17 protein-coding genes are annotated in these 19,455 nt (G+C 68.1%); 11 read left to right on the top strand and 6 right to left on the bottom strand.

Annotated features, from left to right (window positions below):
- Nucleotides 1–53 precede the first annotated feature (53 nt).
- The 3 genes from prfB to H3H55_RS11620 all read right to left on the bottom strand — a co-directional run bounded on the left by prfB (nt 54) and on the right by H3H55_RS11620 (nt 4,087).
- Nucleotides 54–1,158, bottom strand: a protein-coding gene (gene prfB, locus H3H55_RS11630) for a peptide chain release factor 2 (RefSeq protein ID WP_193098685.1) whose coding sequence is annotated in 2 segments (ribosomal slippage) — nt 54–1,076 and nt 1,078–1,158 — 1,104 coding nt in all. Because the reading frame shifts where the segments join, the coding sequence is not laid out codon by codon here.
- 152 nt (nt 1,159–1,310) lie between these two features.
- On the bottom strand, nt 1,311–3,008 hold the full coding sequence (recJ, locus tag H3H55_RS11625) for a single-stranded-DNA-specific exonuclease RecJ (RefSeq protein ID WP_129512492.1): 1,698 nt from the start codon (nt 3,006–3,008) through the stop codon (nt 1,311–1,313).
- Nucleotides 3,009–3,022: 14 nt separating this feature from the next.
- The gene (locus tag H3H55_RS11620; RefSeq protein ID WP_129512491.1) at nt 3,023–4,087 is read right to left on the bottom strand and encodes a regulator; all 1,065 of its coding nucleotides are present in this window, start codon (nt 4,085–4,087) and stop codon (nt 3,023–3,025) included.
- 163 nt (nt 4,088–4,250) lie between these two features.
- On the opposite strand from H3H55_RS11620, the gene H3H55_RS11615 reads away from it, so the two are divergent.
- The 9 genes from H3H55_RS11615 (at nt 4,251) to ftsB (ending at nt 15,229) form a co-directional block, all read left to right on the top strand.
- Nucleotides 4,251–5,504 carry a lipoprotein-releasing ABC transporter permease subunit gene (locus tag H3H55_RS11615; protein WP_048248753.1) on the top strand — a complete coding sequence of 418 codons (1,254 nt, stop codon included), beginning with the start codon at nt 4,251–4,253 and terminating at the stop codon, nt 5,502–5,504.
- The gene (gene lolD / locus H3H55_RS11610) at nt 5,497–6,255 is read left to right on the top strand and encodes a lipoprotein-releasing ABC transporter ATP-binding protein LolD (RefSeq protein WP_193098684.1); all 759 of its coding nucleotides are present in this window, start codon (nt 5,497–5,499) and stop codon (nt 6,253–6,255) included. Before H3H55_RS11615 ends, lolD begins: the two co-directional genes overlap by 8 nt.
- A 64-nt stretch (nt 6,256–6,319) precedes the next feature.
- Nucleotides 6,320–7,108 carry a TatD family hydrolase gene (locus tag H3H55_RS11605; protein ID WP_193098683.1) on the top strand — a complete coding sequence of 263 codons (789 nt, stop codon included), beginning with the start codon at nt 6,320–6,322 and terminating at the stop codon, nt 7,106–7,108.
- A gap of 57 nt (nt 7,109–7,165) precedes the next feature.
- Complete coding sequence (locus H3H55_RS11600; protein ID WP_193098682.1) at nt 7,166–9,649, top strand: DNA internalization-related competence protein ComEC/Rec2; 2,484 nt, start codon at nt 7,166–7,168, stop codon at nt 9,647–9,649.
- Between the two features lie 136 nt (nt 9,650–9,785).
- Complete coding sequence (locus H3H55_RS11595) at nt 9,786–10,631, top strand: alpha/beta fold hydrolase (protein ID WP_193098681.1); 846 nt, start codon at nt 9,786–9,788, stop codon at nt 10,629–10,631.
- 190 nt (nt 10,632–10,821) lie between these two features.
- A complete protein-coding gene (locus tag H3H55_RS11590; protein ID WP_129512487.1) occupies nt 10,822–12,480 on the top strand; it encodes a CTP synthase in 1,659 nt (552 codons plus the stop codon).
- A complete protein-coding gene (gene kdsA / locus H3H55_RS11585) occupies nt 12,477–13,331 on the top strand; it encodes a 3-deoxy-8-phosphooctulonate synthase (RefSeq protein ID WP_193098680.1) in 855 nt (284 codons plus the stop codon). The genes H3H55_RS11590 and kdsA overlap by 4 nt, the downstream gene beginning before the upstream one ends.
- 106 nt (nt 13,332–13,437) lie before the next feature.
- Nucleotides 13,438–14,721, top strand: coding sequence for a phosphopyruvate hydratase (gene eno, locus H3H55_RS11580; protein ID WP_006751590.1), 1,284 nt, complete (start codon nt 13,438–13,440; stop codon nt 14,719–14,721).
- 82 nt (nt 14,722–14,803) lie between these two features.
- On the top strand, nt 14,804–15,229 hold the full coding sequence (gene ftsB / locus H3H55_RS11575) for a cell division protein FtsB (RefSeq protein WP_048248742.1): 426 nt from the start codon (nt 14,804–14,806) through the stop codon (nt 15,227–15,229).
- Between the two features lie 89 nt (nt 15,230–15,318).
- On the opposite strand, the gene H3H55_RS11570 is transcribed toward ftsB, so the two are convergent.
- The 3 genes from H3H55_RS11570 to H3H55_RS11560 form a co-directional block, all read right to left on the bottom strand.
- Nucleotides 15,319–15,675, bottom strand: a complete 357-nt coding sequence (locus tag H3H55_RS11570; RefSeq protein ID WP_193098679.1) for a hypothetical protein — start codon at nt 15,673–15,675, stop codon at nt 15,319–15,321.
- A gap of 137 nt (nt 15,676–15,812) precedes the next feature.
- Nucleotides 15,813–16,763 carry an Hsp33 family molecular chaperone HslO gene (hslO, locus tag H3H55_RS11565; RefSeq protein WP_129512485.1) on the bottom strand — a complete coding sequence of 317 codons (951 nt, stop codon included), beginning with the start codon at nt 16,761–16,763 and terminating at the stop codon, nt 15,813–15,815.
- A gap of 25 nt (nt 16,764–16,788) precedes the next feature.
- Entirely contained in the window at nt 16,789–17,313 is a 525-nt protein-coding gene (locus tag H3H55_RS11560; RefSeq protein WP_193098678.1) for a gamma carbonic anhydrase family protein, read from the bottom strand.
- Nucleotides 17,314–17,456: 143 nt separating this feature from the next.
- On the opposite strand from H3H55_RS11560, the gene H3H55_RS11555 reads away from it, so the two are divergent.
- Nucleotides 17,457–18,323: a ferritin-like domain-containing protein gene (locus H3H55_RS11555; protein ID WP_193098677.1), complete on the top strand. Its 867-nt coding sequence runs from the start codon at nt 17,457–17,459 to the stop codon at nt 18,321–18,323.
- A gap of 199 nt (nt 18,324–18,522) precedes the next feature.
- A complete protein-coding gene (locus H3H55_RS11550) occupies nt 18,523–19,413 on the top strand; it encodes an alpha/beta fold hydrolase (RefSeq protein WP_193098676.1) in 891 nt (296 codons plus the stop codon).
- Nucleotides 19,414–19,455 lie beyond the last annotated feature (42 nt).

Below are 19,455 nucleotides of genomic sequence, written 5' to 3'. Positions count from 1 at the left end.
TGGTGCGGCAACGCAAACGGGAAGGGCGGCGCGGCCAGGCCGCGCCGCGGCGCTTACACGCCCTGTTTGAGGCTCGCGCTGATGAAGTCGTCGAGATCGCCGTCGAGCACCGCGCGGGTGTTGCTCATTTCGACGTTCGTGCGCAGGTCCTTCACACGGCTCTGGTCGAGCACGTACGAGCGGATCTGGTGACCCCAGCCCACGTCGGTCTTGCTCGACTCGAGCTTGTCCTGCTCGGCCTGACGCTTGCGCATTTCGGCTTCGTACAGGCGCGACTTCAGCATCGCCATCGCTTCGGCGCGGTTGCGGTGCTGCGAGCGGTCGTTCTGGCACTGCACGACGATGCCGGTCGGCATGTGCGTGATCCGCACGGCCGAGTCGGTCTTGTTGATGTGCTGGCCGCCCGCGCCCGACGCGCGGTAGGTGTCGATGCGCAGGTCGGCCGGGTTCACCTCGACTTCGATCGAGTCGTCGATTTCCGGATACACGAACACCGACGAGAACGACGTGTGGCGGCCGCCCGACGAATCGAACGGCGACTTGCGCACGAGGCGGTGAATGCCCGTTTCGGTGCGCAGGTAGCCGTACGCGTATTCGCCCGAGACCTTGACCGTGGCGTTCTTGATGCCGGCGACGTCGCCGTCGGACTCTTCGAGCACCTCGGCCTTGAAGCCCTTGCGTTCGCAGTAGCGCAGGTACTGGCGCAGCAGCATCGACGCCCAGTCGCACGCCTCGGTGCCGCCGGCGCCGGCCTGAATGTCGATGAAGCAGTTGTTCGGGTCGGCCGGGTTCGAGAACATCCGGCGGAACTCGATGTCGCCGACGCGTGCTTCGAGCTTCGCGGCATCGTCTTCCGACGCGACGAGGGTATCCTCGTCGCCTTCCTCGCGAGCCATCTCGAACAGGTCGAGCGCGTCGCGCAGGTCGCTATCGAGCACCGTCAGCGTCGAGACGACGCCGTCGAGCAGCTTCTTTTCGCGGCCGAGTGCCTGGGCGTTCTTCGAATCGCTCCAGACGTTCGGGTCTTCCAGTTCCTTGTTGACTTCAATCAGACGCGCAGCTTTGGCGTCGTAGTCAAAGATACCCCCGGAGCTCGCCCGCGCGGTTGCGCAGGTCGAGCAGGGAGCTTTCGATCGCGTTGAGACGTTCCGCTTCCATGATCGCTCGCTATTCTTGCTTCGTAAAAAAGCGGAATTATAGCCGATCGGCAGGGTTGCCCGGTGACGCGAATGGTGCCCGCATGTGCGCCGCGGCCCCGTCCGGCGCGGCAGGCATACGTTGGCGGGCACCGCGGGCCGGGCGGCCCGCGCTCAGCCGGCCGCGTGCTCGACGATCAGCTGGACGCGCGTGACGCCGTTCCACGTGTCGGCGACGAGGCGGTATGCGATCAGCGCGCTCGCCGGCAGCGGCTCGGTGTGGTTGAACCAGATCGCGTTGAAGCGCTGGCGGCCGCGCGCAAGCTGCAGCTTCAGGTGCTTGTCCTTCACGAGCGACTGCGACACGACGTCGAATTCGCCCGAGAAAAGCGGGGCCGGAAAACCTTGCCCCCAGACGGCCTCGTCGAGCAGCCCGACGAACTGCGGCGTGAAATATGCGTCCTCGAGTTCGCCGTCGGTCTCGATCACGCGGGCGAGCGCGTCGTCGGACAGCCATTCGCGTGCGACCGCTTCGAACGCGGCCGCGAAGCGCGGCACGTTCTCGGTGTCGAGTGTGAGGCCGGCCGCCATCGCATGGCCGCCGAACGCGACGATCAAGTCCGGTTCGCGTTTCGACACGAGGTCGAGCGCGTCGCGCAGGTGAAAACCGGCGATCGACCGGCCCGAACCCTTGACGCGCTTGCCTTCCTCGTCGGCGTGCGCGAACGTGAACGACGGGCGGTGGAATTTTTCCTTGAGCCGGCCGGCGACGATGCCGATCACGCCCTGGTGCCATTCGGGGTTGAACAGCGTGATCGTGCACGCGTCGGCCGGGTCGACGTCGGCGAGATCGGCGAGCGCCTGCTGCTGCATGCCGGCCTCGATCTCGCGGCGCTCGCGGTTCATCACGTCGAGCTGCTGCGCGAGATCCCACGCGCGGCCGATGTCGTCGGTGATCAGGCACTCGATGCCGAGCGACATGTCGGAGAGCCGCCCCGCGGCGTTCAGTCGCGGGCCGAGGCCGAAGCCGAGGTCGAAGCCCGACGCGGTGCGCGCTTCGCGCGCGGCGGCGCGGAACAGCGCGGCGATGCCCGGCTGCATGCGGCCGTTGCGGATGCGCTGCAGCCCCTGTGCGACGAGCACGCGATTGTTGCCGTCGAGCCGTACGACGTCGGCGACGGTGCCGAGCGCGACGAGGTCGAGCAGGCCGTCGAGGCGCGGCTCGGCTTCCTTGCTCGCGAATGCGCCGCGGCGGCGCAGCTCGGCACGCAGCGCGAGCAGCACGTAGAACATCACGCCGACGCCGGCGATATTCTTGCTCGGGAACGCGCAGCCGGGCTGATTCGGGTTGACGATCGCACGGGCGGCGGGCAGCGCGTCGCCGGGCAGGTGGTGGTCGGTCACGAGCACGTCGATGCCGCGCGCGTTCGCGGCTTCGACGCCCGCGACGCTCGCGATCCCGTTGTCGACGGTGATCAGCAGATCGGGCTTGCGCGCGGCCGCGAGTTCGACGATCTCGGGCGTGAGGCCGTAGCCGTATTCGAAGCGGTTCGGCACCAGGTAGTCGATTTGCGCGCCGAACATGCGCAGGCCGCGCACCGCGACCGCGCATGCGGTCGCGCCGTCGCAGTCGTAGTCGGCGACGACCAGCAGGCGTCGCTGGTCGGCGATCGCGTCGGCGAGCAGCGACGCCGCGTCGGCGCAGCCTTTCAGCTCGGTGGGCGGAACGAGGCGCGCGAGCGCGGTCTCGATGTCGGTCGGGGACTGCACGCCGCGCGACGCGTAAAGGCGCGCGAGCACGGGATGCAGGCCGTGACGCGCGAGCACTTCTGCGTCGGCGGGCGCGACGGGGCGGGTAACGATCCGGGTCATTCGGGCTCTGCTTGTTATTCGAACAGGGAGGCAAGCGCGCGGCGGCGCCAGAACTTGCGCAGGTCGCCGCGCGTCGCGTGCAGCGTCACGGAACTCGTGTCGCCGCACAGCGTGAAATCGACGCTTGCCAGCGCGCCGTCCTGCAGCGCGGCGAGGGCCGGTGCGAACCAGTCGCGCTCGAGCGCGGCAAGCCCGTCGTGCCAGCGTGCCCAGTCCTGCTCGATGAACGGGGTGGTGAGCGCCGGCAGTTCGACGAGCGTCGCGCCGTCGGCGGCGGGCAGTGCGCCGAACGCGGCCGGGGCAGGGCCGGCTTCGGCTTGCGCGGCGCGCGCGAGGCCGAGCGCCGCGGGCGATTCGGACAGCACGCGCGCGAACGGCTTGCCGACCGGCTTCAGCGTGCCCTGCGCATGGAACCAGATCGAATTGACGGCCGGCAGGCCGCGCGCCTCGCGGGCTTCGTTGACCGGGTGCTGGAACCAGGCCATCTGCACCTCGTTCTGCAGTTTCATCCACATCCGAGAGCGCTCGCCCGTGTGGGCCTCGTGCGGCAGCCAGATCTCGATGTTGCGGCCGCTCGCGCGCAGCGGCGCGGCGCCGGCGAGCCGGGCGAGCTGTTCGCTCGACAGGTACCAGCGCGCCGGGTTCGGCGCTTCGAGCCGTACGCCGAGCTCCTCGATCAGCGGCCGCGCGACCGCGAGCAGTGCGGCGGCGTCGCCGTCGTCGAGCGCGAGAGCGGCCGGATCGACGAGCACGAGGTGATCGTGCGCGATTTCGACGTGCACGGGCTCGACGCACGCCCACGCTTGCGCGCCGGGGTCGCCGCCGTCCGCCAGCAGCATGTAGGGCGCGAGCGGCGCTTCGTCCGCGGCGTTGCCCCGGGTCGCGCCGAACTGGCGGGCCAGCCAGCGCTCGTGCGGCAGCGTGCGCTGGAAGTCCTCGCCGGCCACGCGCTCGACGAGACTCGCGCGGGCGAGCAACTTTTCGAGCGCGGGGCTGTCCAGCGTGTGCAGGGACGAGGCCGCATCGGCCGCCGACGGCAGCGCGAACGGAACGAGAAAATGGAGGCGTCGGTCGTGCATGATGGTGCGCATTGTATGGCAAACTGCGCGCGTGATCGGGCCGGCTGACGGCCCGTTCGCGTCCGGCGGCCGTTTTTCCGACCGTGCCCGGGCCGGTGGCCGCCGCCGGGCGGCGGTCCGGCCGCGGGGCGTCTCCCCGCCGTAACCAGCAGAAAGGATTCGCTTGAAACTTCCGTATGAATGGCAGATCGGCTGGCGCTACACGCGCGCCGGCAAACGCACGACCGGCAACGGCTTCATTTCCTTCATCGCGCTCGTGTCGATGCTCGGGATCGCGCTCGGCGTCGCGGCGCTGATCGTCGTGCTGTCGGTGATGAACGGCTTCCAGAAGGAAGTGCGCGACCGCATGCTGTCGGTGCTCGCGCACGTCGAGGTGTTCTCGCCGACGGGCTCGATGCCCGACTGGCAACTGACCGCGCAGGAAGCGCGCCGCAATCCGTCGGTCGTCGGCGCGGCGCCGTACGTCGATGCGCAGGCGCTGCTCACGCGCCAGGACGCGGTGAGCGGCGTGATGCTGCGCGGCGTCGAGCCGACGCTCGAGCCGCAGGTGTCCGACATCGGCAAGGACATGAAGGCCGGGCAGCTCGCCGCGCTCGTGCCGGGCCAGTTCGGCATCGTGCTCGGCGATGCGCTCGCTGGCAACCTCGGCGTGACGGTCGGCGACAAGGTCACGCTCGTCGCGCCCGAGGGCTCGATCACGCCGGCCGGCATGATGCCGCGCCTGAAGCAGTTCACGGTGGTCGGCGTGTTCGAGTCGGGCCACTACGAATACGACAGCACGCTCGCGATGATCAACATCCGCGACGCCGAGGCGCTGTTCCGGATGTCCGCGCCGACCGGCGTGCGGTTGCGGCTGACGGACATGCAGAAGGCGCCGCAGGTCGCGGTCGAGCTGTCGCATACGCTGTCGGGCAGCCTGTACATCCGCGACTGGACCCAGCAGAACAAGACGTGGTTCTCGGCCGTGCAGATCGAGAAGCGGATGATGTTCATCATCCTGACGCTGATCATCGCGGTGGCCGCGTTCAACCTCGTGTCGTCGCTCGTGATGACGGTGACCAACAAGCAGGCCGACATCGCGATCCTGCGCACGCTCGGCGCGCAGCCGGGTTCGATCATGAAGATCTTCGTCGTGCAGGGCGTGACGATCGGCTTCGTCGGCACGGCGTCGGGCGTCGCGCTCGGCTGCCTGATCGCATGGAGCATCCCGTGGCTGATCCCGATGATCGAGCATCTGTTCGGCGTGCAGTTCCTGCCGCCGTCCGTGTACTTCATCAGCGAGCTGCCGTCCGAGCTGGTCGCGAGCGACGTGATCCGGATCGGGCTGATCGCGTTCGTGCTGTCGGCCGTCGCGACGCTCTATCCGAGCTGGCGCGGCGCGAAGGTGAAGCCGGCGGAGGCGCTCCGCTATGAATGACCGCGCGACCACATTCGGGGATTCACGACAACACAACAGACAGGATTCGGCAGGTATGCAGGAATACGTGCTTCAGGCGCGCGGGATCACGAAGGCGTTCGTGCAGGGCGGCTTCAACGTGCAGGTGCTCAGCAATACCGAACTGACGGTGCGCCGCGGCGAGAAGCTCGCGGTCGTCGGCGCGTCGGGTTCCGGAAAAAGCACGCTGCTGCACGTGCTGGGCGGGCTCGACGAGCCGAGCGCGGGCGAAGTGTCGTTGCTCGGCAAGCCATTTACGCAACTGGCCGAACGCGAGCGCAACGAGTTGCGCAACCGCGCGCTCGGTTTCGTCTACCAGTTCCATCACCTGCTGCCCGAATTCACCGCGCTCGACAACGTCGCGATGCCGCTGCGCATCCGCCGGATGACGACCGAGGACGCGCGCGAGCAGGCCCAGACGATGCTCGAGCGGGTCGGTCTCGGCCCGCGCGCGAAGCACCGGCCGGGCGAGCTGTCGGGCGGCGAGCGGCAGCGCGTCGCGATCGCGCGTGCGCTGGTCACGAAGCCGGCATGCGTGCTCGCCGACGAGCCGACCGGCAACCTCGATGGCACGACGGCCGACACGGTGTTCAACCTGATGCTCGAACTGTCCGAGACGCTCGAAACGAGCTTCGTGATCGTCACGCACGACCCCGATCTCGCCGCGCGCTGCGACCGCATCATGCGGCTGCGCGACGGCGTGCTGCACGAGGAGCCGGCGCTGCCGGTTTGAACGCACGCCCTTCGCGCGGTGCCGGGTGCGTCCCGGCACGGCGCAAGGGCGCAGGAATGCTGCCATGTGGATCGATACGCACTGCCATCTCGATGCCGCCGAGTTCGACGCCGACCGCGACGCGGTCGTGCGTGCGGCGTGCGCGGCCGGCGTGTCGCGCATCGTGATCCCGAGCATCGGGCGCGACAACTTCACGACGGTGCGCGAACTCGCGCAGCGCACACCGGGCGCGGTCTATGCGCTCGGCATCCATCCGATGTATACGCCGCAGGCGCGCGACGAGGATCTCGACCGGCTGCGCATGGAGATCGAGGCGAGCCTCGACGATCCGCGTTTCGTCGCGATCGGCGAGATCGGCCTCGACTACTTCGTGCCGGGGCTCGACGAAGACCGGCAGCAGTTCTTCTACCAGGGGCAGCTCAAGCTGGCGCGCGAATTCGACCTGCCCGTTCTGTGCCACGTGCGCAAGTCGCAGGATCGCGTGCTCGCCGGGCTGCGCCGGTTCGGCGTGCGGCGCGGCATCGCGCATGCCTTCAACGGCAGTTTCCAGCAGGCCGACGCGTATCTCGCGCAGGGGCTCCATCTCGGCTTCGGCGGCAACGTGACCTTCGCGCGTGCGCTGCAGATCCGCCGGCTCGCGGCGCAATTGCCGCTCGACGCGATCGTCGTCGAGACGGATGCGCCCGACATCGCGCCCGAATGGGCGTACAAATCCCGCAACACGCCCGACCAGGTGCCGCACATCGGCGATGTGCTCGCCGAACTGCGCGGTCTGGACGCCAGTTCACTCGGTCTATCCACTTCGGCCAACGCACTCGCCGCGCTGCCGCGACTCGCCCTTTCGTCCGCATAATCGTTGCTGGTAGGCGCCGCATTCGTCAGGACGGCGCCCGGTCGACGAGGAGGCGGGATGCGCGTGTGGTGGATCGCGTTCGCGCTCGGCGTCGTCGTGCTGCAGCGGCAGGCGGCGTTGCCGGGCGCGATCGGATGGGCGGCCGGTGCGCTCGCGCTTGCGGGCTGCATGGCTTTGGGCGCGTGGTGCATGCGTCGCCCGCGCACGCGTGCGACCGTCGCGCTCGGATGGGGTGTGTGCGCAATCGCGGCCTGCGTGGCGGGGTTCGGCTATGCGGCCGCGCGGGCCGAATGGCGGCTGATCGATAGCCTGCCCGTCGAATGGGAAGGGCGCGACATCGTCGTCACCGGCGTGATCCGGGGGCTGCCCGTCGTCGACGAGACGGGCGCGCGACTGCTGCTCGCGGTCGAGTCGAACGATGCGGGGCTGGCCCGTTTCCCTCCGTTGATCCGGTTGTCGTGGCGCGCGTATGGCCCATCCGCGACACGCGATGCGCTTCCCGACCTGCGTGCCGCGCAGCGCTGGCGTTTCGTCGTGCGCCTGAAGCGCCCGCACGCCGAGGCCAATCCCGGCGTGCGCGACAGCGAGGCGGCGTGGCTTGCCGCAGGCATTCGCGCGATCGGTTATGTCAGCGCGCCCCGGCGGGCGGCATTGCTCGATGCGCGCGCAGCGGGATGGCGTGCAACGATCGATCGGCTGCGCGACGCGCTGCGGGCACGCATCGGCGAGACGCTCGGGGGCGACGCCGGTCATCGCGGTATCGTCGCCGCGCTTGCGATCGGCGACCAGTCGGGCATCGGCGACGACGACTGGCGCGTGTTGCGCAACACTGGCACGAGCCATCTGGTCGCGATTTCCGGTCTGCATGTCGGGCTCGTCGGCGCGATCGCGGGCGGGCTCGTGGCGATGGTCTGGCGGCGCCTGCGCTGGCGCGCGCGGGCCGCGACGCTCGTGTTGCCGGCGCCGTACGCGGCGTCGCTTGCCGCGCTGGCGGCCGCGGCCGGTTATGCGGCGCTCGCCGGCTTCAACGTGCCGGCGCAGCGCGCGTGGTGGATGATCGCGGCGGGCGGCATCGCGTATCTGGCCGGGCGCAGCGTGCCGACCTCCGCGGTGTGGTGCGCGGCACTCGGCGGCGTGCTGCTCGCCGATCCGTGGGCCGTGCTGTCGGCCGGGTTCTGGCTGTCGTTCGGGGCGGTCGCCGTGATCCTGCTGACGGTTGCCGGCTGGCGCGCGGCGCGCGAGGTCGACGCGGAGGACGTCGAGCGGGACGCTACGCCCGACCTGTCGAGCCGGTTGCGCGCGTGGGGCACGCGCGCCGCGCGCCGTGTCGCCGAGGCCACGCGCGTGCAGTACGCGGTGACGATCGGTCTCGCGCCGCTGACGGCGGCGTGGTTCGCGCAGATTTCCCTGTCAGGTCCGTTCGGCAATGCGTTCGCGATTCCGTGGGTGAGCACGGTCGTGACGCCGATCGTGCTGGCCGGCATCGCGTTGCCCGCGCCGCTCGATGCGCTCGCGTTCCGGCTCGCGCACGCGGCACTCGAACCGATGATGGTGCTGCTCGGGCACCTCGCCGACTGGCCGGCCGGCGTATTCTGGCTGCGCATGCCCGACTGGCCGGTGCTGGCGCTGGCATGCGTGGGCGTCGCATGGGCGCTGATGCCGCGCGGCTGGCCGTTGCGCTGGGCGGCGCCGCTCACGTGGCTGCCGCTCGTCGCGCCGGCAGCCGATGCGCCGCCGCCGGGCGGCTTCCGGCTGACCGTGCTCGACGTCGGGCAGGGCGCGTCGGTGCTGGTGGAGACCGCGCGGCGGACCTTGCTGTTCGACGCGGGGCCGGGCGCGGAGTCGACCCACGCCGGTGCGCGGATCGTCGCGCCGGCGTTGCGCTCGCGCGGCATCGCGGTGATCGATTCGCTCGTGCTCAGTCACGCGCACGCCGATCACACGGGCGGCGTGCCGGCCGTCTATGCGGTAGCCGACGTGCGCCAACTGCTGGCCGGCATTCCGCCGAAGAGCGGGCTGTGGCGCGATGCGGCGGCCGCCGGCGTTGCCGACCGGCTGCCGTGCGCGGCCGGGCAGCGCTGGACCTGGGACGGCGTCGTCTTCACGATGCTCTGGCCGGACGGCGGTCCGGGCACGGGTTCGTCGAACGGGCAATCGTGCGTGCTGCGCATCGACGCGGGCGGCACGTCCGCGTTGCTGACGGGCGACATCGAAGCGCCCGCCGAACGTCGGCTCGTGGACACCGCGCGCGACGCGCTGGCTGCGCAGATCCTGGTCGTTCCGCACCACGGCAGCCGCACGTCGTCGGTCGAGCCTTTCCTCGATTCGGTCGGGCCGCGCGTCGCGGTATTTCCTGTAGGCTATCGCAATCGTTTCGGGCATCCGCACCGGAGCGTCCTCGCGCGTTACGAGGCGCGCGGGATTCCGCTGCCGCGCACCGATCGCGACGGCGCCGTGCGGTTCGACGTCGCGCCGGCCGATGGCGGGTTCGCTTTCGAGCGTCATCGCGACGGCCAGCGGCGATACTGGATGGACCGGTGACCTCGGCGAAGGCCGCTTATCAAGAAAGCATGGGACGGGAGTAAGCGCCAAAACCCTCACTCCCGTCGACCGCGAAGCATGGGACCGGAATAGGCGCTAAAGCGCCAACTCCGGTCGACAAAGGAGACATCGGCGTTTGAAGGACATCCTCCATTTCTCGCATGCGAACGGCTTTCCGGCATCGACGTACCGGACGATCTTTGCCGAACTGACCGACGACTACGAGCTGCGCTACATCGAACGGATCGGTCACGACCGTCGTTATCCGGTGACGCGCGACTGGCCGCATCTCGTCGAGCAGCTGCTCGACGATATCGGCAGCCGCTACGAGCGTCCCGTCTGGCTCGTCGGCCATTCGCTCGGCGGCTACCTGTCGCTGATGGCCGCGCTGAAGAAGCCGCAATGGGTGCGCGGGGTCGTGATGATCGATTCGCCGATCATCGCCGGCTGGCGCGCCGGCGCGTTGCGCGCGAGCCAGTGGGCGGGGCTCGACGAGCGGCTGTCGCCGGCCGCCGCGACGCGCAACCGGCGTACGCGCTGGGTGAGCCGCGACGACGTCTGGCGGCACTTCCGCGAGAAGCCCGCGTTCGCGCGCTGGGACGAACGGATGCTGGCCGACTACATCGACTACGGCATTCCGCAGGCCGGCGCCGACGGCGAGCGTGCGCTCGCGTTCGACCGGCAGGTCGAATACCTGATCTACCGGACGCTGCCGCACACGCTCGGCCCGCGGCTCGCGCACGGCGCGCCGGTGCCGCTCGGTTTCCTCGCCGGCACGCGTTCGCGCGAGGTCCGGCAGGTCGGGCTCGATGCGACGCGGCGTGCGGCGCGCGGCCGCGTCGAATGGCTCGAGGGCAGTCACCTGTTCCCGATGGAGCGGCCGCTCGAGACTGCCCGCGCATTGCAGCGGATGCTGAATTCGCTGAAGGCGGAGGAGGGCGAGGTTTCGCGGGGCGGCGCTCCGCTGGCCAGGCGCGCGTGACGCGTCGTCCGGCCGCCGGGCATGCGCCGCGGCACGTGAGGTCGCGCCGTCCGTCCGACCGGTTTGCCCCGGCTCGAAAGGCCGGCGCGGGTCCGCACGAAAGGGCGCGATCACCACGTGTCGTCCCGGCAATTGCTGAGAAAAGGGCGGGCTTTACGGTATAATCCGTTTTTCCCGCGAGCATCCAGCGATGACCAAATATGTTTTCGTCACCGGCGGCGTAGTTTCTTCCCTTGGCAAGGGTATTGCCGCCGCTTCCCTCGCCGCGATCCTTGAATCGCGCGGTCTGAAAGTCACCCTCCTCAAACTCGATCCGTACATCAACGTCGACCCCGGCACGATGAGCCCGTTCCAGCACGGGGAAGTGTTCGTGACGGAAGACGGGGCGGAGACGGACCTCGACCTCGGCCACTATGAGCGCTTCATCAGCACGAAGATGCGCAAGGCCAACAACTTCACGACCGGCCAGATCTACGAATCGGTGATCCGCAAGGAACGCCGTGGCGACTATCTCGGCAAGACCGTGCAGGTCATTCCGCACATCACGAACGAAATCCAGGCGTTCATCGAGCGCGGGGCCGCATCGGCCACCTGCGGCGAGCCGGATGTCGCGATCGTCGAGATCGGCGGCACGGTCGGCGACATCGAGTCGCTGCCGTTCCTCGAGGCCGCTCGCCAGATGAGCCTGCGCCTCGGCCGCAACAGCGCGTGCTTCGTGCACCTGACGCTCGTGCCGTACGTCGCGACGGCCGGCGAACTGAAGACGAAGCCGACCCAGCACAGCGTGCAGAAGCTGCGCGAGATCGGCATCCTGCCGCACGTGCTGCTGTGCCGTGCGGACCGCCGCATCCCCGACGACGAATCGAAGAAGATCTCGATGTTCTCGAACGTGCCGGAAGACGCCGTGATTTCGGTGTGGGACGCCGACAGCATCTACAAGATTCCGCAGATGCTGCACGACCAGGGCCTCGACAAGATCATCTGCGAGGAGCTGAAGCTGTCGCCGCACGATGCCGACCTGAGCATGTGGTCGGAGCTCGTCGAGAAGCTGGAGAACCCGAAGCACGAAGTGACGATCGGCATGGTCGGCAAGTACGTCGACCTGACCGAGTCGTACAAGTCGCTGATCGAGGCGCTGCGCCACGCACAGCTGCACACGTCGACCAAGGTCAACATCGAGTACATCGACTCGGAAGAGATCGAGACGAACGGCGTCGACAGCCTGAAGCACCTCGATGCGGTGCTGGTTCCGGGCGGTTTCGGCCGTCGCGGCACCGAAGGCAAGATCGCGGCGATCCGCTATGCGCGCGAGGCGAAGGTCCCGTATCTCGGCATCTGCCTCGGCATGCAGCTCGCGGTGATCGAGTTCGCGCGCGACGTGGTCGGCCTGAAGCAGGCGAACAGCACGGAATTCGATCCGGACACGCCGGAACGCGTGGTCGCGCTGATCACCGAGTGGTTCGATCGCGACGGCAAGGTCGAGACGCGCACCGAGGAATCCGATCTCGGCGGCACGATGCGCCTCGGCTCGCAGCGCTGCCCGATCAAGCCCGGCACGATGGCGGAAGAAATCTATGGCAAGGACGTGAACGAACGCCATCGCCACCGTTATGAAGTCAATAACCGCTTCGTGCCCCAGCTCGAAGCCGGCGGCCTTATCATCAGCGCCCGTACCCCGAGCGAGGATCTGCCGGAAATGATGGAACTGCCGCGTTCGATGCACCCGTGGTTCGTCGGCGTCCAGTTCCACCCGGAATTCACGTCCACGCCGCGTGACGGTCATCCCCTCTTCAAGTCGTTCGTCGAAGCCGCGCTGGCCGGCAAGCAAGCGCGCGGAGTGAAAGCATGAAGCTGTGCGATTTCGAGGTTGGTCTCGACAAGCCGTTTTTCCTGATCGCGGGTACCTGCGTCGTCGAATCGGAGCAAATGACGATCGACACGGCGGGCCGCCTGAAGGAAATCTGCGAGAAGCTGAACGTACCGTTCATCTACAAGTCGTCCTATGACAAGGCGAACCGCAGCTCGGGCAAGTCGTTTCGTGGCCTCGGAATGGACGAGGGCCTGCGGATCCTGTCCGAGGTGAAGCGCCAGCTCGGCCTGCCGGTGCTGACCGACGTGCATTCGATCGACGAGATCGAGCAGGTCGCGTCGGTCGTCGACGTGCTGCAGACGCCCGCGTTCCTGTGCCGCCAGACCGACTTCATCCATGCGTGCGCGCGCTCGGGCAAGCCCGTCAACATCAAGAAGGGCCAGTTCCTCGCGCCGCACGACATGAAGAACGTGATCGACAAGGCGCGCGACGCGGCCCGTGAAGCCGGGCTGTCGGACGACCGCTTCATGGCGTGCGAACGCGGTGTCTCGTTCGGCTACAACAATCTCGTGTCGGACATGCGTTCGCTCGCGATCATGCGCGAGACGAACGCGCCGGTCGTGTTCGACGCGACCCACTCGGTGCAGCTGCCGGGCGGGCAGGGCACGAGCTCGGGCGGCCAGCGCGAATTCGTGCCGGTGCTCGCGCGTGCGGCGGTCGCGACGGGCGTCGCGGGCCTCTTCATGGAAACGCACCCGAATCCGGCCGAGGCGAAGTCGGACGGCCCGAACGCGGTGCCGCTGAGCCGGATGAGCGCGCTGCTGGAGACCCTCGTCACGCTCGACCAGGCGGTGAAGCGCAATCCGTTCCTGGAAAACGATTTCAACTAAAGATCGAATGAACCTTGCGACGGCTTCGCGCGTCTGTAGCGAAAGCGGTTCCGGCACGCATGCCGTCGCAGTTTGAAGAATCCATCGTCATTCTCAGAGGAAACCCATGAGTGCAATCGTAGATATCATCGGCCGCGAGATTCTGGATTCGCGCGGCAACCCCACCGTCGAATGCGACGTGCTGCTCGAATCGGGCACGATGGGCCGCGCGGCGGTGCCGTCGGGCGCGTCCACGGGCTCGCGTGAAGCGATCGAACTGCGCGACGGCGAAGCCGGCCGCTACAACGGCAAGGGCGTGCTGAAGGCAGTCGAGCACATCAACACCGAAATCTCCGAAGCCATCATGGGCCTCGACGCGTCGGAACAGGCGTTCCTCGACAAGACGCTGCTCGAGCTGGACGGCACCGACAACAAGTCGCGCCTCGGCGCGAACGCGATGCTGGCCGTGTCGATGGCCGTCGCGAAGGCTGCCGCCGAAGAGGCCGGCCTGCCGCTGTACCGCTATTTCGGCGGTTCGGGCGCGATGCAACTGCCGGTGCCGATGATGAACATCGTCAACGGCGGCGCGCACGCGAACAACAGCCTCGACATCCAGGAATTCATGATCGTCCCGGTCAGCCAGCCGACGTTCCGTGAAGCCCTGCGTTGCGGCGCGGAAGTGTTCCACGCGCTGAAGAAGATCTTGAGCGACCGCGGCATGAGCACGGCAGTCGGCGACGAAGGTGGCTTCGCGCCGAACTTCGGCAGCAACGACGAGTGCCTGTCGACGATCCTGCAGGCGATCGAGAAGGCCGGCTACCGTGCGGGCGAAGACGTGCTGCTCGCGCTCGACTGCGCGGCATCCGAGTTCTACCACGACGGCAAGTACCAGCTCGCGGGCGAAGGCCTGCAACTGTCGTCGGCTGAATTCACCGACTACCTCGCGACGCTCGCCGACAAGTTCCCGATCGTGTCGATCGAGGACGGCATGCACGAAAGCGACTGGGAAGGCTGGAAGCTGCTGACCGAGCGCCTCGGCAAGAAGGTGCAGCTGGTCGGCGACGACCTGTTCGTCACGAACACGCGCATCCTGAAGGAAGGCATCGAGAAAGGCATCGCTAACTCGATCCTCATCAAGATCAACCAGATTGGTACGCTGACCGAAACGTTCGCGGCGATCGAAATGGCGAAGCGCGCGGGCTACACGGCCGTGATCTCGCACCGCTCGGGCGAAACGGAAGACTCGACGATCGCGGACATCGCGGTCGGCCTGAACGCCGGTCAGATCAAGACGGGTTCGCTGTCGCGCAGCGACCGCATCTCGAAGTACAACCAGCTGCTGCGCATCGAGGAAGATCTCGGCGACATCGCGAGCTACCCGGGTAAATCGGCTTTCTATAACCTGCGCTAACGCGCTACTATCGGGTTTGTCATATCGACGCCGCTCTGTGCATGATGCGTAGAGCGGCGCTTCTTATATCTGCGTCTCTTACATGCGGCTTGTCACTGTCGTCCTGATTGCCTTGCTGGCGCTCATTCAGTACCCCCTATGGTGGGGACACGGCGGCTGGCTGCGGGTGCATGAATTGCGTCAGCAGCTTGGCGACCAGCTCCAGAAGAATGCGGACGAGAAGCTGCGCAACGAGCGGACCGCAGGCGAAGTGCAGGATCTGCAGAGCGGCACCGCGGCCATCGAGGAGCGCGCGCGCTACGAGATGGGCATGGTGAAGGACGGCGAAGTATTCGTGCAGTTCGTGTCGCCGAATGCGCCGGCAGGGCCGCTCAACAACACGCCTTCGAGCACATCGACACGCGGTGCCGTGTCCGCGGCGCCGGTGCGGGTCGTGCCGAATCCGCAGTCGATGGCGAAGCCGTCGCGGCATCATGGCGGCGACAAGGGCAAGGCTGCGCATCACTGAGCGCGACAACTCGAATCCATTGAAAAAGCGCGGTAAATGCCGCGCTTTTTTATTTCCTGCCAGTCATCAATCGGCCGGGCGATACACGCTCACCACCACCAGCCCGGGTAGCCGTAACCATAGCCGATGCCCGTGCCCCAGCGATTTCCCCATCCGCCGTAATACCCGCCGTAGACGGTCACGGGCGGCGGCGCGTAATACGCCCACGCGCGCGCGGCCGCCTCGGCCGCTATCGCGCTGTCCTGTTCGCGCAGGACCTGCCGGTCGATCTCGTCGTAGCGCTTGCGTTCGGCGCTCGACAGCACGGGCGGCTGGCCGCCCGACGCGCCCGGTTCGGGCAGGCGGCTCAGGATCGTGGCAGTCGGCGGCGGCACCGCGCAGCCGGCGAGCGCGAGCGTGCCGGCTGCGACGCTCGTCAGGACGATGATGCGAAACGGACGATTCATGGGGTTCTCCTGCAGCGCGCCGACGACGGGAAGCAGCTTGCGCCGAAGGTCGAGCCTCCGGCGCCGGAGCCGTGCGTGCGACGCTCGTGTGCGTCATTATGCGCCCGCGCCCGGACGGCAGGCAGCGGGCGCGCCGCTCAGTGACGCTGGTCGGTCGCAGGCGCGATGCCGGTCTCGACCGCGGGTGTCGCGAACAACTGCGCGACGTCGACGGGATCGAATTCGTAGCGCTGGTTGCAGAACTCGCAGTGGATCTCGACGTGGCCGCGCTCGACGATCACGCTGTCGACTTCGTCGTGGCCGAGCATGCGCAGCATCGCAGCGACCTTCTCGCGCGAGCACGAGCACTGGAAGCGCGTGCCGGCCGGTTCGAAGTGCTGCACGTTCTCCTGCCAGAACAGCCGGCGGAACACGACTTCCGGTTCGACCTCGAGCAGTTCCTGCGCGGACAGCGTGCCACCGAGCGCGCAGACACGCTCCCACGTGTCGAGATCGGTTTCGGCGTTGCGCGGCACGATGCCGCCGTCGCCGGGCAGCTTCTGCAACAGCATGCCGACCGCACGGTCGCGATCGGCCGCGAGCCACAGCCGCGTGTCGAGCTGCTCGGAGTGATGCATGTAATGCTCGAGCACCTGCGACACCGATTCGAGCGGGCCGTCGACGCCGTTCAGCGGCACGATGCCCTGGTACGGCTGCTGGCCTGGCAGCTTGTCGGCCGGGTCGAGCGTGATCACGCAGCGGCCGTGACCGCTCGCGTTGACGAGCGACGCGAAACTCATGTCGTCGCCGATCGTCTGCGCCGTGTCGCCGGAGAACTTTGCGGTGGCCCGCATCGACAGATCCGAGCTGCACTGGACGACCAGCATCTGGACCGGCCCGTCGCCGAAGATCTGCATGATCAGGGTGCCGTGAAATTTCAGGTTCGCGGACAGCAGCGCGCACGCGGCCATCATCTCGCCGAGCACCGTGCGCACGGGGGCAGGGTAGTCGCGGCGGGAGAGCACTTCCTGCCACGTATTGCGCAGCGAAACGATCTCGCCGCGCACGGGCGCCGCATTGAACATGAATTTCTGTAACTGGTCGCTCACTCTTCTTCCTTGAAAACCGTGCGAATCACCCGATCCGCACGAGTTGCTCCTTGAAATGCGCACGCCGCTCGACGTACGTCTTCGCGTTCGTGCGCAGCCGCGCGATGTCTTCGGCCGACAGCTCGCGCACGACTTTCGCCGGTGCGCCGAGAATCAGCGAATTATCCGGGAACGTCTTGCCTTCCGTCACGACCGCGCCGGCGCCAACCAGACAGTTGCGGCCGATGACCGCTCCATTCAAGACCACCGCCTGAATACCGATCAGCGAACCTTCGCCGATCGTGCAGCCGTGCAGCATGGCCTGGTGCCCGATCGTCACGTTTTCGGCAATCGTCAGCGGAAAGCCGGGGTCCGTGTGCAGTACCGCGCCTTCCTGGACGTTGCTGCCGGCGCCAACGGCAATCTGCTCGTTGTCGCCGCGAATCGTCGCGCCGAACCAGACGCTCGCGTTTTCCTCGAGCACGACCTTGCCGATGATGGCCGCCGTATCGGCGACGAATACGCTTTCGTGGATCGTCGGGGCCGTATCGCCCAGCTTGTAGATCGTCACGGAGTCTCCTTGTCTCTTCGATGATGGGCGCCGGTAGAATGGCGCGTCTGGTTTGCCCGGCGCATTGCGCCGCGGAACAATCGCATATTGTAAACCGTCGCGTGCGTGCGCTCCCGCGATGCGCGTGCAGGGTGTCCCCGTTTATGAGCATGGAGTCTTCTTCTTTCGGCAATGCGCCGGCCTGCGTGCGCGGTACCGCGCTCGACGCGCTGCGCGTCGCCGAACCCGCGGCCAAGACCGCGCAGGTGCGCGCGTTGTACGACGCGCTGCTGGCCGGGCACGCCGCGATCGCACCGTCGCTCGAACTGCGCGAACCGGCCGATCTGCCCGGACGTCCTGCGCGTCCGGCGCTCGTCGAGCCGCGCCAGCTTGAGCGACGCAGCATGCGTTCGCCCGAAGGGCGCGCGGTGCTGCTGCACGCGCTCGCCCATATCGAATTCAATGCGATCAACCTGGCGCTCGATGCGGTCTGGCGCTTTCCGGGCCTGCCGGACGCGTTTTATGCGGACTGGCTGAAGGTGGCGGCCGAGGAGGCCTATCACTTCACGCTGCTGTCCGACCGGCTGGCGGCATTCGGCCATGCGTACGGCGATTTTCCCGCGCACAACGGGCTGTGGGAGATGTGCGAGCGGACCAAGGGCGACGTGCTCGCGCGCATGGCGCTCGTGCCGCGCACGCTCGAGGCCCGCGGGCTGGATGCGTCGCCGCCGATCCGCGCGCGGCTCGTGCAGGCGGGCGACGACGCGTCGGCCGCGATCCTCGACGTGATCCTGCACGACGAGATCGGCCATGTCGCGATCGGCAACCGCTGGTTCCGGCATTTGTGCGACGAAGCCGGCCGCGATCCGGTGCCGGCCTACCGGCAGCTCGCCGAGCAATACCATGCGCCGCGGCTGCGCGGTCCGTTCAATTTCGATGCGCGTCGCGATGCCGGATTCGAGCAGGCTGAACTCGACGAGCTGGCCGCGCAGGACGGGGCAGACGGCGTAGACGGAAAAGCGGCGCGTTAGCCGGCTCGCGTTCGGCTGCGATTCGTTTGCCGCCGGCCGACGCGCGCGCGTGGCTGGCGGCGCTTCCCGGTCGGCCAGCCGGCCCGCCCGGCGGGCCGTTGAGCGACCGCGCCGCTAGAGCGGTGCCTCGATTGCCGGCCGCCGGAACGGAGGCGTCGCCGCTATAATCGAACGACCATTCTTTTTTCTGGCGGCTGCAATGAGTGCCTCGAGTTCCGTTTCCGATTTCGTCCTGGTGCGTGGCGTCCGGCTGCATGTGCGGCGCTGGGGCCGCCCCGATGCGCCGACGCTGTTCATGCTGCACGGCTGGATGGACGTCGCGGCGTCGTTCCAGTTCGTCGTCGATGCGCTGGCGGGCGACTGGCAGGTGATCGCACCCGATGCGCGCGGCTTCGGGCTGTCCGACTGGCCGGTCGCGCGGCAGGGCGGCGGCCACTACTGGTTCCACGAATACCTGAGCGACCTCGATGCGCTCGTCGACCACTATGCGCCGACCGGCGAAGTCAACCTGATCGGGCACAGCATGGGCGCGAACGTCGTGTGCCTGTATGCCGGCGCGCGGCCGGAGCGCGTGCGGCGCGTGGTCGACCTCGAGGGTTTCGGGCTCGCGCCCGCGCGGGCCGAGCAGGCGCCGCGCCGGCTGCGCGGCTGGCTGGACGAGCTGCGCGAGCCGCCCGCGCTGCGCCCTTATGCGTCCCTCGACGAAGTGGCGGCGCGCCTGACCAAGACCAATCCGCGGCTCGATCCGCGCCGCGCCGCGTTCCTCGCCGCGCACTGGTCGAAGCGCGGCGATGATGGCCTCTACCACCTGCTGGCCGATCCCGCGCACAAGATGCCGGGCCCGCTGCTTTATCGGCTGGACGAAGTGATGGCCACCTGGACGCAGGTGCGCGCGAAGGTGCTGCACGTCGAGGCCGTCAATTCGCCGACGCTCGCGCACCTCGCCGGCGACATTCCGCTGCCGGAATTCAAGGCGCGTTTCAACGCGTTCCCCGACTGGCGCGAGAAGCTCGTCGAGGATGCCGGCCACATGGTGCATCACGACCAGCCCGAGCAGATCGCGGCGCTGATCGAGGCGTTCTGCGCGTAAGCGCGCGGCGGCAGCGGCGGGGCAGGCGAGCGGCGCGATTGC

Source organism: Burkholderia sp. Z1, assembly GCF_014893795.1.
GTDB classification, from domain to species: domain Bacteria; phylum Pseudomonadota; class Gammaproteobacteria; order Burkholderiales; family Burkholderiaceae; genus Burkholderia; species Burkholderia theae.
Note: the sequence above shows the minus strand (reverse complement) of the source record. Positions and strands in the feature narration are given on the sequence as shown.

Bases quoted from the DNA above. Each gene is read 5' to 3' on its own strand.
- H3H55_RS11570 (WP_193098679.1), bottom strand. From the start codon at position 15,675: ATGAATCGTCCGTTTCGCATCATCGTCCTGACGAGCGTCGCAGCCGGC.
- kdsA (WP_193098680.1), top strand. From the start codon at position 12,477: ATGAAGCTGTGCGATTTCGAGGTTGGTCTCGACAAGCCGTTTTTCCTG.
- H3H55_RS11550 (WP_193098676.1), top strand. From the start codon at position 18,523: ATGAGTGCCTCGAGTTCCGTTTCCGATTTCGTCCTGGTGCGTGGCGTC.
- recJ (WP_129512492.1), bottom strand. From the start codon at position 3,008: ATGACCCGGATCGTTACCCGCCCCGTCGCGCCCGCCGACGCAGAAGTG.
- ftsB (WP_048248742.1), top strand. From the start codon at position 14,804: ATGCGGCTTGTCACTGTCGTCCTGATTGCCTTGCTGGCGCTCATTCAG.
- H3H55_RS11620 (WP_129512491.1), bottom strand. From the start codon at position 4,087: ATGCACGACCGACGCCTCCATTTTCTCGTTCCGTTCGCGCTGCCGTCG.
- H3H55_RS11590 (WP_129512487.1), top strand. From the start codon at position 10,822: ATGACCAAATATGTTTTCGTCACCGGCGGCGTAGTTTCTTCCCTTGGC.
- eno (WP_006751590.1), top strand. From the start codon at position 13,438: ATGAGTGCAATCGTAGATATCATCGGCCGCGAGATTCTGGATTCGCGC.
- H3H55_RS11605 (WP_193098683.1), top strand. From the start codon at position 6,320: ATGTGGATCGATACGCACTGCCATCTCGATGCCGCCGAGTTCGACGCC.
- lolD (WP_193098684.1), top strand. From the start codon at position 5,497: ATGAATGACCGCGCGACCACATTCGGGGATTCACGACAACACAACAGA.
- H3H55_RS11555 (WP_193098677.1), top strand. From the start codon at position 17,457: ATGAGCATGGAGTCTTCTTCTTTCGGCAATGCGCCGGCCTGCGTGCGC.
- H3H55_RS11600 (WP_193098682.1), top strand. From the start codon at position 7,166: ATGCGCGTGTGGTGGATCGCGTTCGCGCTCGGCGTCGTCGTGCTGCAG.